Origin of the sequence: Vandammella animalimorsus, from assembly GCF_002285265.1 — a bacterium.
Classification (GTDB): Bacteria; Pseudomonadota; Gammaproteobacteria; order Burkholderiales; family Burkholderiaceae_C; genus Lampropedia.
Map to the genome: position 1 here is coordinate 29948 of NZ_NSJB01000008.1, position 16085 is coordinate 46032.

General features: G+C 65.5%; 14 protein-coding genes. 6 read left to right on the forward strand and 8 right to left on the reverse strand.

The genetic code is table 11. The features are described from left to right. Nucleotides 1-5: 5 nt before the first annotated feature. A complete protein-coding gene (gene atpD / locus CK625_RS10085; RefSeq protein ID WP_095540264.1) occupies nucleotides 6-1412 on the forward strand; it encodes a F0F1 ATP synthase subunit beta in 1407 nt (468 codons plus the stop codon). A gap of 123 nt (nucleotides 1413-1535) precedes the next feature. After that, on the forward strand, nucleotides 1536-1952 hold the full coding sequence (locus tag CK625_RS10090; RefSeq protein WP_095540190.1) for a F0F1 ATP synthase subunit epsilon: 417 nt from the start codon (nucleotides 1536-1538) through the stop codon (nucleotides 1950-1952). Between the two features lie 262 nt (nucleotides 1953-2214). Here CK625_RS10090 and proX (CK625_RS10095) read toward each other — a convergent pair whose 3' ends face one another. From proX (CK625_RS10095) to proV, 4 genes are all read right to left on the reverse strand, one after another. Next, nucleotides 2215-3237, reverse strand: coding sequence for a glycine betaine/L-proline ABC transporter substrate-binding protein ProX (gene proX, locus CK625_RS10095; protein WP_095540191.1), 1023 nt, complete (start codon nucleotides 3235-3237; stop codon nucleotides 2215-2217). Nucleotides 3238-3392: 155 nt separating this feature from the next. Next, a complete protein-coding gene (proX, locus tag CK625_RS10100) occupies nucleotides 3393-4448 on the reverse strand; it encodes a glycine betaine/L-proline ABC transporter substrate-binding protein ProX (protein ID WP_095540192.1) in 1056 nt (351 codons plus the stop codon). A 43-nt stretch (nucleotides 4449-4491) separates the two neighbouring features. Further along, nucleotides 4492-5718, reverse strand: coding sequence for a glycine betaine/L-proline ABC transporter permease ProW (proW, locus tag CK625_RS10105; RefSeq protein ID WP_095540193.1), 1227 nt, complete (start codon nucleotides 5716-5718; stop codon nucleotides 4492-4494). Between the two features lie 39 nt (nucleotides 5719-5757). Beyond that, on the reverse strand, nucleotides 5758-7011 hold the full coding sequence (gene proV / locus CK625_RS10110; RefSeq protein ID WP_095540194.1) for a glycine betaine/L-proline ABC transporter ATP-binding protein ProV: 1254 nt from the start codon (nucleotides 7009-7011) through the stop codon (nucleotides 5758-5760). Nucleotides 7012-7727: 716 nt separating this feature from the next. On the opposite strand from proV, the gene CK625_RS10115 reads away from it, so the two are divergent. From CK625_RS10115 to CK625_RS10130, 4 genes are all read left to right on the forward strand, one after another. Then, the gene (locus CK625_RS10115; protein ID WP_095540195.1) at nucleotides 7728-8504 is read left to right on the forward strand and encodes a transporter substrate-binding domain-containing protein; all 777 of its coding nucleotides are present in this window, start codon (nucleotides 7728-7730) and stop codon (nucleotides 8502-8504) included. 214 nt (nucleotides 8505-8718) lie between these two features. Next, entirely contained in the window at nucleotides 8719-9405 is a 687-nt protein-coding gene (locus CK625_RS10120) for an ABC transporter permease (RefSeq protein WP_095540196.1), read from the forward strand. Between the two features lie 13 nt (nucleotides 9406-9418). Then, nucleotides 9419-10132 carry an ABC transporter permease gene (locus CK625_RS10125; protein ID WP_095540197.1) on the forward strand — a complete coding sequence of 238 codons (714 nt, stop codon included), beginning with the start codon at nucleotides 9419-9421 and terminating at the stop codon, nucleotides 10130-10132. Nucleotides 10133-10152: 20 nt separating this feature from the next. Then, a complete protein-coding gene (locus CK625_RS10130) occupies nucleotides 10153-10944 on the forward strand; it encodes an ABC transporter ATP-binding protein (protein WP_095540198.1) in 792 nt (263 codons plus the stop codon). 72 nt (nucleotides 10945-11016) lie between these two features. Here the strand turns inward: CK625_RS10130 and CK625_RS10135 are convergent, their stop codons facing one another. From CK625_RS10135 to CK625_RS10150, 4 genes are all read right to left on the reverse strand, one after another. Next, the gene (locus tag CK625_RS10135; RefSeq protein WP_095540199.1) at nucleotides 11017-12492 is read right to left on the reverse strand and encodes an ATP-binding protein; all 1476 of its coding nucleotides are present in this window, start codon (nucleotides 12490-12492) and stop codon (nucleotides 11017-11019) included. A gap of 220 nt (nucleotides 12493-12712) precedes the next feature. Continuing rightward, a complete protein-coding gene (gene ompR, locus CK625_RS10140) occupies nucleotides 12713-13486 on the reverse strand; it encodes a two-component system response regulator OmpR (protein WP_095540200.1) in 774 nt (257 codons plus the stop codon). Between the two features lie 218 nt (nucleotides 13487-13704). Further along, nucleotides 13705-15327: an LTA synthase family protein gene (locus CK625_RS10145; RefSeq protein ID WP_095540201.1), complete on the reverse strand. Its 1623-nt coding sequence runs from the start codon at nucleotides 15325-15327 to the stop codon at nucleotides 13705-13707. Continuing rightward, entirely contained in the window at nucleotides 15317-16084 is a 768-nt protein-coding gene (locus CK625_RS10150) for an SDR family NAD(P)-dependent oxidoreductase (protein WP_095540202.1), read from the reverse strand. The genes CK625_RS10145 and CK625_RS10150 overlap by 11 nt, the downstream gene beginning before the upstream one ends. Nucleotide 16085: the final 1 nt, after the last annotated feature.

Sequence of the window (16085 nt, forward strand, 5' to 3'; positions counted from 1 at the left end):
TGGAAATGGCTCAAGCTGAAGGAAAAATTGTTCAAGTGATCGGCGCCGTGGTGGACGTGGAGTTTGCGCAGGATGCCGTGCCCCATGTGTTCGATGCGCTCAAGCTCGAAGGCTCGGCGCTGACGCTGGAAGTGCAGCAGCAGCTCGGTGACGGCGTGGTGCGCACCATTGCGCTGGGCTCGTCCGACGGTCTGCGCCGCGGCCTGAAAGTGGTCAACACCGGCAACCCCATCACCGTGCCCGTGGGCCCGGCCACGCTGGGCCGCATCATGGACGTGCTGGGCAACCCCATCGACGAGCGTGGCCCTGTGGATCAGACGCAGACCGCGTCCATCCACCGCAAGCCGCCCGCCTACGACGAGCTCTCGCCGTCGCAGGAACTGCTGGAGACCGGCATCAAGGTGATCGACCTGGTGTGCCCGTTCGCCAAGGGCGGCAAGGTGGGTCTGTTCGGTGGCGCCGGTGTGGGCAAGACCGTGAACATGATGGAGCTCATCAACAACATCGCCAAGGCGCACTCGGGCCTGTCGGTGTTCGCTGGCGTGGGTGAGCGCACTCGCGAGGGCAACGACTTCTATCACGAGATGTCGGACGCCAAGGTGGTCAACCAGGAAAACCTGGCGGACTCCAAAGTGTCCATGGTCTATGGCCAGATGAACGAGCCGCCGGGCAACCGTCTGCGCGTGGCGCTGACCGGCCTGACGATTGCCGAATCGTTCCGCGACGAAGGCCGCGACGTGCTGTTCTTCGTGGACAACATCTACCGCTACACGCTGGCCGGTACCGAGGTGTCCGCTTTGCTGGGCCGCATGCCTTCGGCCGTGGGTTACCAGCCGACGCTGGCCGAGGAAATGGGCCGTCTGCAGGAGCGCATCACCTCGACCAAGGTGGGCTCGATCACCTCGATCCAGGCCGTGTACGTGCCGGCCGACGACTTGACCGACCCCTCTCCCGCAACGACGTTTGCGCACTTGGACTCGACCGTGGTGCTCTCGCGTGACATCGCTGCACTGGGTATCTACCCGGCCGTGGATCCGCTGGATTCGACCAGCCGCCAGCTCGACCCGCAGGTCGTCGGCGAGGAGCACTACCAAGTGGCGCGCGCCGTGCAGGGCACGCTGCAGCGCTACAAGGAACTGCGCGACATCATCGCCATTCTGGGCATGGACGAACTGGCGCCGGAAGACAAGCTGGTCGTGGCTCGCGCGCGCAAGATCCAGCGCTTCCTGTCGCAGCCCTTCCACGTGGCCGAAGTGTTCACCGGCTCGCCCGGCAAGTACGTGCCGCTGTCGGAGACCATCCGCGGCTTCAAGATGATCACCAATGGCGAGGTCGATCACCTGCCCGAGCAGGCCTTCTACATGGTGGGCACGATCGACGAAGCCATCGAGAAAGCCAAGAAGCTGGCCTGATCGGCCTGAGGCCATGCGGCCTCGGCCCGCAGACCCGGAAGCGCCGCTTGCCAAGTGGCGCCTGCCCGGGCCGTGCAGGGCCTTGGCGCATGGCCAGCCCGGAAACTGTTGCAAGGAACGCCAATGAACACCATTCACGTCGACGTGGTCAGCGCCGAGGAGTCCATCTTCTCGGGCGAAGCCAAGTTTGTCGCACTGCCGGGTGAGTCCGGCGAGCTGGGCATTCTGCCGCGCCACGTGCCGCTGATCACCCGCATCAAGCCGGGTTCGGTGCGCATCGAGTTGCCCGATGGCAAGGAAGAATTCGTTTTCGTGGCCGGTGGCATTCTGGAGGTGCAACCCGATCGGGTGACCGTGCTGTCCGATACGGCCGTGCGCGGCGCGGATCTGGACGAGGAAAAGGCCAACCGCGCCAAGCAGGCCGCCGAGGACGCGCTGCGCAACGCCAAGAGCGACATCGACCTGGCCGCAGCCCAGTCCGAGCTGGCAGTGCTGGCCGCGCAGATTGCGGCATTGCGCAAGTACCGCCAGAAGCGCTGATTGCATTGCGGCGCGCCCGCCCCCCAGTGAAGGGCGCTCGCCGTTTTCTGTGCCGGTTTGTTGCGCTGCTTTGCGGCGCGAGCGCAAGCGGCACACTTCAGAACTTGCCAAAAACCGCCAGCGGCCCGGCTGCTGGCGGTTTTGTTTTGTGCGTGCGTTTCTGCACGCGCTGCCGTGAAAAAGGCACGGGCCCTGCAAAGGCCCCGTGCCTTTTTGATGGCCGGAGGCGGCGGCGCCTTTTTCTTGCACCAGCCGATGGCTTTTATGGCTTCTTGGCGGCGGCTTTGGCCTGCTCGATCCAGCCGTCGAAGGTAGCTTGGTTGGCAGCGATCCAGCCGTCGACGTGGCGGGCCACCTGGGCGGCGCTGTTCTCGCCTTCTTGCATGCGCAGGTTCTGGGCGTTGACGTCGGCGATGGGCAGCTGCATCAGCGCGAACAACTTGGCCGCAGCGGGGTTTTGCTGGGCAAACTGCTTGTTGGCCACGATGTGCTGGGTGTTGACCGGGAAGCCGTAGTTCGAGCCATCGGCCAGCTTGGTTTCGACCTTGGCCTGCTCGCCGGGCAGCGCGGTGAAGGGCACTTGCAGCCAGACCACGTCGCTGCCGGGCTTGAGCACGCCCGAGACCCAGTACGGCGTCCAGGTGTAATAGAGCACCGGCTGGCCCTGCTTGTAGCGCGCGATGGTGTCGGCGATCAGGGCGGAGTAGCTGCCCTGGTTGTGCGTCACGCTGCCGGCCAGCTCGTAGGCCTTGAGGTGGTGCTCGATCACGGCCTCGCAGCCCCAGCCGGGGTTGCAGCCGGTCAGGTCGGCCTTGCCGTCGCCATTGGTGTCGAACAGCTTGGCGATTTCGGGCTTCTTGAGCTGCTCCAGATTGTTGATGCCATGGGCGTCGGCGGTTTTCTTGTCGATCAGGTAGCCCTGCAGCGAGTTGGTGACGTAGGTGCCTTCGCGGTAGAACTTGGCATCGCCGCCGGCGTTCTTGTAGAAGTCGTCGTGCAGCGGCTTCCAGTTCACGGCCATGAAGGTGGCGTCGCCATTGGCGATGGCGACGAAGCCGGTGGCGTACTCGGTCTCCTTGATGTCGGCCACGTCATAGCCGAGCTTTTCCAGCGCGCGCGAGACCAGCAGGGTCTGGAAGGTCTCCTCGGCGATCGAGCTTTTGATGGGGGTGACGCGCACGCCCTGGCCCGGCAGCTCCTGCGCCTGGGCCGAAGCGCCCAGCCCCAGGCTGAGCAAAGCGGCCATGGTCAGCGGACGCAGGCAGGTGGTGTGCAGGTGTTTCATGGTTCTTCCTTTCGTGTGCGTGGATGAGAAATGACGCCGGCGCGGCGCTGGCGATGCGAAGAGGGCTTTGCACGCTGGTTGCGGCGCACATGGCGGGCCAAGTGCGCCGCAGCCAGCGCGCCCGCCCTTCGGCGCGGGGCAGCAGCGCGTTGGGCTCATGGCCGCTGGCGCTGCGTGGGGGCCTTCTGGGCCTGGGCCTGTGCGGCCCGGGCCTGTTGCAGCCAGCTGTCGAAGGTGGCGCGGTTGGCCTGAATCCAGGCCTCGGTATGGCGCTGCAGGTCGGCTGGGCTGTTTTCGCCCTGCTGCATGCGCAGGTTCTGGGCGTTGATGTCGGCAATGGGGATGCGGGCGATCTCGAAGAGCTTGGCCGCAGCCGGGTGCTGCTGGGCAAAGCGGCGATTGGCCACGATGTGCTCGCGGGCGATCGGGAAGCCGTAGTTCTTGCCGTCGGGCAGCGTGGTGCGGGCCTGTTTGACGTCGCCGCTCAGGTCGGGCAGGGCGGTGAAGGGCACTTCCAACCAGCTCACCTCCTGGCCGGGGCGCAGCACGCCGCTGACCCAGTAGGGCGTCCAGGTGTAGTAGAGGATGGGCTGGCCAGCGCGGAAGCGCTCCAGCGTATCGGCCATCAGCGCGTTGTAGTTGCCCTGGCGGTGCTCGACGGTCTCGCGCAGCCCATAGGCGCTGAGCTGGTGTTCGATGGCCAGCTCGCAGCCCCAGCCCGGGTTGCAGCCGGTCAGGTCGGCCTTGCCATTGCCGTCGTGGTCGAACAGCCGGGCGATGGCCGGATCCTTGAGCTGGGCCAGATTGGTGATGCGGTGTTCGGTGGCGGTCTTGCGGTCGATCAGATAGCCTTGCGCGCCGCCGTCGATGAACACGCCCTGGCGGAAGAAGACCCGGTCGCCGCCGGCCTTTTCGTACATGCCTTGGTGCAAGGGCCACCAATTGACGGCGGTGTAGGTGGCATCGCCATTGGCAATGGCCAGGTAGGCGGCGGTCAGGTCGGCCTCCAGGATGGGTTGCACGGCAAAGCCCAGCTCCTGCAGGGCGCGGTTGACCACCATGGTCTGAAAGCTCTCCTCGGCCAGATTGGTCTTGATGGCCTTGACGGGCACGGCCGCAGCCTGTGGCTGGGCCGTGGCCGCCGGCAGCAAGGCCGCACCCAGCAAGGCGGTGACCAAGGGGGGGATCAGGCGGGGCAAGGGCAATGGCATGGGGCCTCTCCTTCTGCAAGAAAACATGTGGGCTGCGGCGCGCTCAATGGCCATGCGCCGGGCGCGAGGCTGTGGCCGTCTGGCTGGGCTGGGCAGTGGGGCCATGGCCTGCGGATGCGGCAGGGGCGCGCCGCCACAGCCGGCCCAGCAGGCCCAGCGGGCCTTGCTGGCACCAGGACTGCCCGGCCCGCCGTGGCTGGCCCATGGCCTGGGTGATGCGGTCGAGCGTGATGGCCAGCAGCACGATGCCCAGGCCGCCCACGGTGGCCAGGCCCATGTCCAGGCGGCCGATGCCGCGCAGCACCATCTGCCCCAGGCCGCCGACGGCGATCATCGAGGCAATCACCACCATGGACAGCGACAGCATCAGCGCCTGGTTGATGCCGGCCATGATGGAGGGCATGGCCAAGGGCAGCTGCACCTTGGCCAGCAGCTGCAGCGGCGAGGCACCGTAGGCGCGGGCGGCCTCCACCAGATCGGGCCGCACCTGGCGGATGCCCAGGTTGGTCAGCCGCACCAGTGGCGGCAGCGCGAACACGATGGTCACGATCACGCCGGGCACGTTGCCGATGCCAAACAGCATCACCACCGGCACCAGGTACACGAAGGCCGGGGTGGTTTGCATGGCGTCCAGCACGGGCCGCGCGATGCGCTGGGCGCGGTCGCTGCTGGCCAGCAAGATGCCCATGGGCAGGCCGATCAGCAGGCAGAACACCAGCGAGGTGAGCACCAGCGCCAGGGTCACCATGGCCTCGGGCCAGACGCCCAGCATGGCAATGATCAGCAGCGAAAGCAGGGCGCCAATGGCCACGCGCCGCCCGGCAAACTGCCAGGCCAGCAGCGCCAGGATGGCGATCATGCCCAGCGTGGGCATGCTCAGCAGCCCTTGCTCGATGCCGCTGAGCGTGGCGTCGATGGGGGTGCGAATGGTCTGGAAAAAAGGCCGGAAATGTGCGACGAACCAGCTCAGGCCTTGGTTGATCCAGTCCTGCACGGGCAGGCTGCCGTCCCAGAGTTGGCGCAGGGCAAAGCCATCGGCCGCCGCGCCGGCCTCGGCGCCTGCGCCGGGGCTGCTGGAGAGCCAGTCGGAATTGGCGCTGGTGCCGCCGCCACCCCAAGGGTTGGCCGCGCTGGCAGGGGCCTGGGCGGGGGCGGCGGCCCAAGGGTTGTCCGCTGCTGCGGCTGCAGGGGCCGGGGCTGTGGGCTGTGGGCTGCTTGGCGCTGGGGCGGCCGTGGCTGCCCAGGGGTTGTCGTTGTGGGTGGAGCTCATGCGGTGGATGCGGGTATCGGGTGCGTAGAGGGTGCGGCCTCAGGGCGAGGTGGCGCTGCGGGCGGGCTGGGCGGCGGCTGGCTCGCTGGGCAAGGGCGGGGTGTCCCGGTCGAGAAAGCGCAGCAGCCTGGTGCGGCTGACCATGCCCAGCAGCCGTCCGTCCTCGCCCAGCACGGGCAGCGGGTAGCGCGGCTCGGCGGCGCGGCCTACGACATCGGCCACCAGCTCATCGCCACGCACGCTGATGACCTGGGGCAAAAAGGCATCGGAGAGCGGCTGCAGCTCGTTGCTGCCATCGCGCGCCTCGCGCAGTGAGTCGGTCGAGACGATGCCCTCGAACCGCTGGCCGCGCGAGACCACATAGCCGAACTCGCGGTCCTGCTCCTGCAGGATGCGCAGCGCCGCGCGCAGGCCCTTGCCAGGCTTGATCTCCAGTACGGGCTGCGACAGGCGCGCGATGTCGCTGGCCTTGAACACCATGGATGCATCGACCCCCTTGGTGAAGCTGCGCACGTAGTCATTGGCGGGGTTGCGCAGAATCTGCTCGGGCGTGCCCACTTGCACCACCTGACCGTCTTTCATGATGGCGATGCGGTTGCCGATGCGCATGGCCTCGTCCAGATCGTGCGAGATAAAAACGATGGTGCGCGGCTTGGCTTCTTGCAGGCGCAGCAGCTCGGACTGCATGTCCGTGCGGATGATGGGATCCAACGCCGAAAAGGCCTCGTCCATCAGCAGGATGGACGGATCGGCCGCCAGCGCGCGCGCCAAGCCCACGCGCTGCTGCATGCCGCCGGAAAGCTCATCGGGATAGCTGGCGCCCCAGCTGCCCAGGCCGACTTGCTCCAGGGCATCCTGAGCGGCGCGCTGGCGCGTGGCCTTGTCCACGCCGGCCAGCTCCAGGCCCAGGGCCGTGTTGTCCAGCACGCTCATGTGCGGCATCAGCGCGAAGGACTGGAACACCATGCTGATGTCTTTGCGGCGCAAGGCCCGCAGCGCGCCTTCGCTCAGGGCGTTGATGTCCTGCCCGTCCACCAGAATCCGGCCGCTGCTGGGCTCGATCAGCCGGTTGAGCATGCGCACCAGAGTGCTTTTGCCAGAGCCCGACAGGCCCATGATGACGAAAATCTCTCCAGCCTCGATCTCAAAGTGCGCGTCGAATACGCCGATGGACTGCCCGGTGCGCTCCAGGATGGTCTGCTTATCCAGGCCTTGCCGGGCCAGCGCCATGGCCTGCTCGGGTTTGTCGCCAAAGACTTTGAATACGTGTTCGATCTGGATGCTTTTGGCCATCAGGGAGAAGATCCTTTGTCTTGGTTGAAGGAGGCGGGCGGGCTGCTGGGCGCCTGCGGTGTGCTGTGTGTAGGCGACAGGCCAGCGCCTCTGCGTTGATAGCCTGGACAGGCAACGGCATTGCGCCGTACAGGCTTTGGGAGTGTGGAGAGCCCAAGCTGCGTATGCATTAACCAGCGAGGCTATGGGGCAAACCTACCTGCGCAGGGCGGGGCCGGCAGACCGCATAGACGGAACTGCGGCCCATTGCGCTTGGGTGTCGGGACGGTGAGCCAGGTGCAGTGCAGGGTGCGCAGGGCGACTGCAACACGGGTGCAACACCAATGGTCGGTGGATTGGCCACGCTGGCCGCCAAAAAGAAGCGGGGGAAACGAGGCCTGGGGGCGGAAATAAAAGTGCAGAGCGGCAAGCGGCTCATTATAACTTTGGGATTTTTATGAAGCGAAAACTATAGCCTTGTCGATATTAAGCCAAGGAGGTGGCCTGCGATGCGATGGTTTACCCGTAAATGCGCTGTGCAGCGGGCGTTGGCATGTACGGGGGCATTTTTGACGCACTAGAATCGCGCGTATGTTGCCGGTGCCATGTGGACGTGAGCGGTGGCGGTGCCGCATTTTTGCGGTGGTCATTGCCGCGCAAAGGCCTCCGGCGTGATTTGGACTGGCTGGGAGTGGGCGCCATGCCCCTCTCGGCATTGCCTTTCAGGATGGATCATGATGAAAAAACGACTTCTTGGCGCTGCTGTCGCCGCAGCCCTGGCGATGGGCTCTTCGCTGGCCTGGGCGCAGGATCTGCGCGTGGCCGTGGACCCGACCTACGAGCCCATGGTCTACAAAAACGCCCAGGGTGAGCTGGTGGGCTTCAACATCGACTTCGCCAATGCGCTGTGCGAAGAGCTCAAACGCAAGTGCGTATTCGTTGAGCAGGTCTGGGATGCCATGATCCCTGGCCTGCAAAGCCGCCGCTACGACGTGATCATCAGCGACATGAACATCACCGAAGAGCGCAAGCGCGTGATCGACTTCACCGGCCGCTACTACAAGACGCCCAGCGTCATCGTGGTCAAGAACTCGGTGGACTTCAAGGATCTGGACTCCCTCAAGGGCCTGACTCTGGGCGTGCTCAAGGGCAGCACCATGCAGCGCTATGCCGAGGGCGAGCTGGCCCCCCGTGGCGTGAAACTGATGGGCTATGAGGCGCAGGATCAGGTGTACCTGGACATCAAGTCTGGGCGCCTTGATGGGACGGTGGCCGACAAGATGGAGGTCGATGGTGCCTTCCTGGGCAAGCCAGAGGGCAAGGACTTCAAGGTCGTCGGCCCTGACCTGCTGGACGAGAAGTACTTCGGCGAAGGTATGGGTATTGCACTGCGCAAGGGCCAGCCCGAGCTCAAGGAGCAGCTCAACAAGGGCATCAAGACCCTGCGTGAAAACGGCAAATACCAGGAAATTGCCAAGAAGTATTTCGATTTCGACCCGTACGGCGCGGATTGATTGAATGGGCGCGCGCAAGGCATGTCCTGGGCCTGTGGCCTAGGCGACTGGGTGCATAGCCACACTGCGCCAACTGGCGCAAATACAGGTCTGGTTGGGGCGGTCGCCATGACTCCCCAGCCAGGCTTTACTGTTGGGCGCCTGGTGCGCGTGGTGGCATCGGGTGCGCGGCAGCAAGTGTGACAAGTGTGCGGGCGCGTGAACAGGTCTGGGCATGACTGGCTACTATCTTTCCATCCTGCAAGGGGCGCTGCTGACGGTGGCGCTGTCGCTGGCTTCGTTGTTGGTGGCCATCGTGCTGGGGCTGCTGGGGGCGGGGGCCAAGCTCTCGCGCAATCGCCTGGCGATGGCGCTGGGGCAGATCTATACCACGGTGGTGCGCGGTGTGCCCGAGCTGCTGCTGCTGCTGCTGGTGTTTTATGGCGGCACCACGCTGCTCAATATGCTGCTGGAGCGTCTGGGCTACACGCAGGGCATCTCCATCAATCCGTTCATGGCCGGGGTGCTGACCATTGGCTTCATCTATGGGGCCTATATGACGGAAAACTTCCGCGGCGCCATCAAGGCCATTCCCATCGGCCAGCGCGAGGCGGCGCTGGCGTTTGGCATGCAGCGCTGGCAGGTGTTTCGCCGCATCACGCTGCCGCAAATGATCCGCTACGTGGTGCCCAGCTTCACCAACAGCTGGATGGCGCTGATCAAGGCCACGGCCCTGGTCAGCCTGATCAACCTGCAAGACATGACCTACCTGGCCACGCAGGCTGGCCGCGCCACGCGCGAGCCGTTCCTGTTCATTTTGCTGGTGGCGGGGATTTATTTGCTGTTCACCAGCCTGTCGCTATGGGTGCTGCGCAAGATCCATGCGCGCTACAGCCTGGGCAGCGAGACCATCAGCCTGTGAATGGGAGTGACGCATGCAATGGGCGGTGATTTTTGAGCCTGCAACCCTGCAGCTGTATTTCAAGGGCTTGTGGAGCACGTTCGCCATGCTGGCCGGCCTGCTGCTGGCAGGCGGCATTGCCGGCGTGGTGTTTGCGCTGATGCTGGTGTCGCGCTCCTGGGTGCTGCAGCGCCTGGCATCGACCTTCACCTACTTCGTGCGCGGCACGCCGCTGCTGATCCAGATTTACCTGATCTACTTCGGCATCGCTCAGCTGCAATGGGTGCAGGCGCTGTGGGATACGGTCTGGCCGCTGACGCATTTCAAGAACCCGCTGTTTTGCGCCATGCTGGCCTTCAGCATCAACCACGCGGGCTATCTGGCGGAGATCCTGGCCGGGGCGATCCGCGATACCAGCCGAGGCGAGGTGGAGGCCGCCTACGCCATGGGCATGGGGCGCTGGCAGGTCATGCGCCGCATCGTGTTGCCCAGCGCCATGCGCCGCGCGCTGCCGCCCTACAGCAACGAAGTGATGCAGATGATGCACGGCACCAGCCTGGCCAGCTCGGTGCCGGGGCTGTTCGAGCTCACCTCGGCGGCCAGCAAGGTCAACCGCGATTACTATCTGACCTTCGAGGCGTATCTGTTTGCCGCCGCGCTGTATTTGGTCGTCACCTTCACGATGATGGGCCTGTTCCGCCTGGCCGAGAAGCGCTATACGGCCTACCTACAGCCCCACTCGCACTGAAATCCATGAGGCAACCAGGCATGAGCACGACAGAGCAGGCACCCGCAGACATCCAGCTTCAGGCGCTGGACATCCACAAGAACTATGGCGAGCACCAGGTGCTGCGCGGCGTGTCGCTGGCCGCCCGCGCCGGCGACGTGATCAGCATCATCGGCAGCTCGGGCTCGGGCAAGAGCACCTTTTTGCGCTGCATGAACCTGCTCGAACGCCCCAACCAGGGGCGCATTCTGCTCAAGGGCGAGGAGCTGGGCCTGCGCAAGCACGCCGATGGCGAGCTGCACGCCGCCGACATGGCCCAGTTGCAGCGCTTTCGCACCAAGCTGGCCATGGTGTTCCAGCACTTCAATCTGTGGGCCCACATGACGGTGCTGCAAAACATCATTGAAGCGCCGGTGCATGTGCTCAAGCAGCCCAAGGCCCAGGCGCTGGAGGCCGCCGCCCGCTATCTGGACATGGTGGGGCTGACCGGCCACGGCGACAAATACCCCAGCCAGCTCTCGGGCGGGCAGCAGCAGCGCGTGGCGATTGCCCGCGCCCTGGCCGTGGAGCCCGAGGTACTGCTGTTTGACGAGCCCACCAGCGCGCTCGATCCGGAGCTGGTGGGCGAGGTGCTGCGCATCATGCAACTGCTGGCCCAGCAGGGGCGCACCATGGTGGTCGTGACGCACGAGATGGGCTTTGCGCGCGAGGTCTCCAATCACCTGGTGTTCCTGCACCAGGGCCGCATCGAAGAGCAGGGCGATCCGCGCCAAGTGCTGGCCAACCCCAGCAGCGAGCGGCTGGCCAAGTTCCTCTCCGGCAATCTCAAGTGAGGTGGCAGACAGGCGCTCAGAATCTGCCTGCAAAGCCCTCGCCGATGCGAGGACTTTTTTTGATTGTGGCGGTCAGAACTGCGTGGGCCGGAAGGCGTTGCGCTTGACCTTGGGCCGCTGCAGGCGTTGCTCGTCCTTCCACTGCGCATTGTTGGGCGCCTGGTCGAGGCGGATGTGCGCCACCAGGCCGCCGCTGTTGGCGTTGGTCAGGGCAAAGCGCCCGCCCATGCGCTGCACGGTCTTGTCCACGATGGATAGGCCCAGACCCGCGCCGGCGGCGGCCGTGCGGGCGCTGTCGCCGCGGAAGAAGGGCTTGAGCAGATTGCCCAGCTCCGCCTCGGGCACGCCGGCGCCATGGTCGCGGATCTTGAGCAGCACGTATTTGGAGCCCGAGAACTCGCTGGCGACGATCTCCACCTGGGCGATGCCTGTCTCTGGCGTCTTGCCATAGCGGCGGGCGTTTTCCAGCAAATTGGTGACCACGCGCGAGAGCTCGACCTCGTCGGCATAGACGTACAAATCCCCCGGCACGCGGGTGCTGATCTCCATCTCGCCCAGCTCCTGGATGGAAAACACGCAGTTGGAGACGATGCTTTGCAGGTTGACGCTGTGCCGTGCGCCGGAGACTGGGCGGGCGTAGTCCATGAACTTGTCGATGATGGCGTCGAGCTGCACGATGTCGGCCACCATGTGCTCGCGCGCCAGCTCGTCGGCCACGCTCATCTCCGTCTCCAGCCGCAAGCGCGCCAGCGGCGTGCGCAGATCGTGCGAAATGCCCGCCAGCATCACGGCGCGGTCCTGCTCGACCTTGGAGAGCTGCTCGGCCATGCGGTTGAAGCCGATGTTCACTGCGCGGATCTCGCTGGTGGCCACCTCCTCGTTGAGCTGGCTGTTGCCGAAATCGCCTGAGCCCAGGCGGAAGGTGGCGTTGGACAGCTCCTTGATCGGCTTGTTGAGCAGCCGCGTGATGACGGCCGCGCCGGCCAGCGAGATGCCCACCGCCGCCATCAGCCACAGCAGCACCGTGCGCCCGCCCACCGGGCTCAGGCGCGAGCTGTCCATCAGCAGCCAGGTGTAGTCGTCGCCCAGGCGAAAGCTCACCCACAGCCCGGGCGTGCCATTGACCTTCTTGGCCACCAGGGTCTCCATGCCCAGGCGGCTGCGCAGCTCGGCGCTGAGCTTGTTGCCCAGCGCCGTGTCGGTCATCAGCTCATAGGTATCGGCCGGCTCGTGCGGTTGGATGCGCATGCCCTCCTGCTCGGACAGCGTCTTGAGCAGCGAGACGCGGGCGATCGCGTCCGAGTGCGTCAGCCCCGCGCGGCTGAGGTTGACCATGGTGGCAATCTGCTGCGCCGTGTGCAGCGTGCGCGGCTCGAATTCCAGCGCGCGAAACGACTGGATCCACACCACGATGGTGGCCACCAGCAGCAGCGACAGCAGGATGAAGGTGCGCCAGAACAGGCTCAGGTGGATGCGGCGCTGGCGCGCCCCATGGGCATCTTCAAGAGGGACGTCGTCGTCGTCGGTGGGGGCGGGGGCTTTCTTCATGGCGGCAGTGTAAAAGACGGCCCGGCATGGGGATTGTGAGGCACAGGCCCGCAGCGCAAGCGGCAGGCCAGGGCGGCGCGCGCAGCAAAACCGGGCCATTGTGGCCCGGTCGACGATGGCAAAGCGCCATGCCTTGCAGGGGCAGGCAAGTGGCGCAGCCGCACAGGGTTGCAGCGTTGGCCGCCTGCTTCAAGGGCTTTGGGCGTCAGAGGCTCCAGTGTCAGTGGTTTCCATCGGGCACGAACACGTAGCCCACGCCCCAGACCGTCTGGATGTAGCGCGGCGAGGTCGCGTCCTCCTCGATCAGCTTGCGCAGCCGCGAGACTTGCACGTCCAGACTGCGGTCAAAAGGTTCGAACTCGCGCCCGCGCGCCAGCAGGGCCAGCTTCTCGCGCGAGAGCGGCTGGCGCGGATGGCGCACCAGCGCCTTGAGCATGGCGAACTCGCCCGTGGTCAGCGGCAACTCCTCGCCATTCTTGTGCAGCGTGCGCGCGCCCATGTCGAAGCGGAAGGCGCCGAAATTGACGATGGCGTTGTCGCCCGCTGGCGCGCCCGGTGCCTCCATGGTCGGGCGGCGGCGCAGCACGGCGTGGATGCGCGCCAGCAGCTCGCGCGGGTTGAAGGGCTTGCCCACGTAGTCGTCGGCGCCCACTTCCAGGCCGACGATGCGGTCCACGTCCTCGCTCTTGGCCGTGAGCATGATGATCGGGGTGCGGTCGTTGTTGCCGCGCAGCCGCCGGCAAATGGACAGGCCATCCTCGCCCGGCAGCATCAGATCGAGCACCAGCAAATCAAAGGTCTCGCGCAGCATGATGCGGTTGAGCGCCTTGCCGTCCTCGGCCACCATGACTTCAAAGCCTTCCTGAGTCAGGTAGCGGCGCAGCAGGTCACGGATGCGCGCATCGTCATCGACCACCAGAATCTTGTCGCCACGCCCTGCCGTCGTTGGCTGTGTGGCGACGTGGTCGGGCAGGGTATCGTTTTCGGTGTTCATGATTGAGATTCGATGAATGATGTTTGAAGTTGCCTGGGCGTTGTGGTCTGTGGCATCTGCCAAGCCTACCAAGCCACAGCTCCTCCGTCAGAGCTCGGCCGCGCATATTGTGACAAGCTAATTTTTCAATGAGCAACGCTAACTCTTTGATTTCAATAATTGTTACATTTCTTTCTATGGTCGGAAAATCGTAAGCTGGCAGATGGGCGTTGCGCAAATCATGCGTTGGATGGCGGGCACCAGGAGGATGGCGCCGATGGCGCATCGCCAGGAGAGGGCTGCCACAAACCCAGTAGGCTCAGCCAGTGCGCGGCCAAGGCGTGCACGGCCAGCGCTGCATCGGCCCCGCAAGCGCCGGGCGCGGTCGGCAGCGCAGAGCCAGCTGTTCTGGGCGCTGCTGGCCGGTTGCTCCAGCACAGATACTCAACCAGGCCGCTGGGCGTGCCGCAGGCCCGGTACACCGCAGGCATGATGGGGACGTGGTCGCCGTACCAGCACAGGCTGGCCGGCTGCGGGTGGTGCGCTAGGTGCGCGCGCAGCCGGGCTGCCATGCGATTGGCGTTGCGCAGGTGGCGCAGGTAGATGCCCAGCTCCTCGCAGCCAGGTGGCGGGGCGTGGTCGTAGAGCGTTTGCAGCTCCTCGGGCGTGATGCGCTCTAGATGCAGCGGGCCATGGTTTTCCATGGTGATGGCGAAAATGAACAATGGTTGGGCCTCTGCCCGATCCAGCAGGGCGCAGATGCGCTCGGCCACGGCGGCATCGCCGATGTACGGGCCGTAGCGTTGGTTGGGCTCGAACTGGCGGATATCCAGGAACTCGTCAAAGCCCAGCAGCGGCAGTACGCGATCGCGCAAGTAAAAACTGGCCGGATAGGGATGGATGCACACCGTGCGGTAGCCCAGTTGTCGCAGATAGCTTGCCAGCGAGGCCACTGGCCAGCCCGCGGCAATGGCGCGATAGGGGTTGAAGCGGTGTACGCCGAGCGAGTCGGGGGCGATGCCGCACAGAAAGCCAAATTCGCTGCGCACCGTATTGGCACCCCAGGCTGGCACCTGCAAGGCGCCGCTGCTCAAGGCCTCGGCGCGCAGCGCGTCGAAGTCGGCCAGCACTTCGCCGCAGATGCCGGTGTGCAGGCTGCGTGCGTCGAAGAAGGATTCGCTTTGCACGGCTACCAGATGGGGCAGTGATTGCGGCGTGGCGACGGGCGTGCGCGGCGCGGCAAAGGCGCTGGCATGCTGCGGCGGCAGGCGCTGCGCTTGTCGGTAGCGCCACAGGCATGTCAGAAGCCCCAGTTTGCGCATATCTTGTTCGGCATCGAATGTGGCTTGAGGCGCTGTGGCATGGCCGATGCGCCACAGCAGCAAACCGCTGACCAACAGCGTGAGGATGGCGCCGAGCTGGCCTTGCCAGCGCAGCGGCGCCGAAGGGGGCGGCTCAAGCCACAGGCCGATGGCCACGGCCAGCGCAAAGCCAGTCGCCGCGGCCAGAAACTTGCCCCAGCCCAAAAATGGGATGTAGAGCCGGGGGTGGCGCAGCGCATCGGTGAAGTATTCGTGGTCTGAATAGACAAATGGCTCGCGCAGCGCCTGGTATTTGGCATTGCCCACCAGCACCAGCATCAGTATGAAGGCCAAGGTTGCGGCCATGGCAAACCAAGGGCGGCCCAGCAGCAGGCACAGCACGGCATGGGCCATGCACCACATGCCGGCATGCAGCGCCCAGGCGCCCGCTGGACGGCCCAAGCGCGGGCGCGGATGGAGCTTTTGCTCCAACAGGGCCGACAGCGCCAGGCCCAGCGCGGCGGCGCCCAGCGCTTGCGCAAAGGCTGGCTCAGGCGCCATAGCCCAGCCAGCGCAGGATGCGCGTGGAGATGGCCGCTGGCAGCACCGCCAACCACCAGCAGCCCCAGTTCAGCGGGAATGGAAAGCTGATGCGCGCGCGGTTGCGCGCCAGGCCTCGGCGGATGGCGCGAGCCGCGCGCTCTGGCGGCCACAACTGTGGTTTGGGGCCGGGCATGGCGTGGCACATTGGCGAGTGCACATAGCCGGGCATGACCACACTGACTTGGACGCCCTGTGCGGCCCAGGCGCCGCGCAAAGCTTCGCCATAGGCCTTCAGCCCGGCCTTGCTGGCGCAGTAGGCGGGCGTGAGGGGCAGGCCGAAGTAAGCCGCCAGCGAGCTGATCAGGGCAATCTGCCCATGGCCGCGTTGGGCCATGGCGGGGATCAGTGCCTGGGTGATGGCCATGGCCGCGCGCAGGTTGACCTCCAGCAGAGTCTGCACTTCATCCCAGGGCTCCGGGTTGCCTGGCTGGCGTGCATGGGTATTGAGCCCGGCGCAGACGATTAACAGATCGGGCAGATGCTGCGTGCGCACTGATTGCAGCCAGTGATCCAGTGCTTGGCGCTCGCACAGATCCAGCACCTGGGTGTGCACTTGTGCGCCGCGCGAGCGGCATTGCTCGGCCAGGGCCTGCAATTGCTGGCTGCGTCGCCCTTGCAGCAGCAATTGGCGTCCGGGGCAGGCGTACTCCAGCGCCAGCGCCCCGCCAATTTCGCCAGTGGCGCCGGTGATGAGTACAAGGCGTGGGGCTGGCATA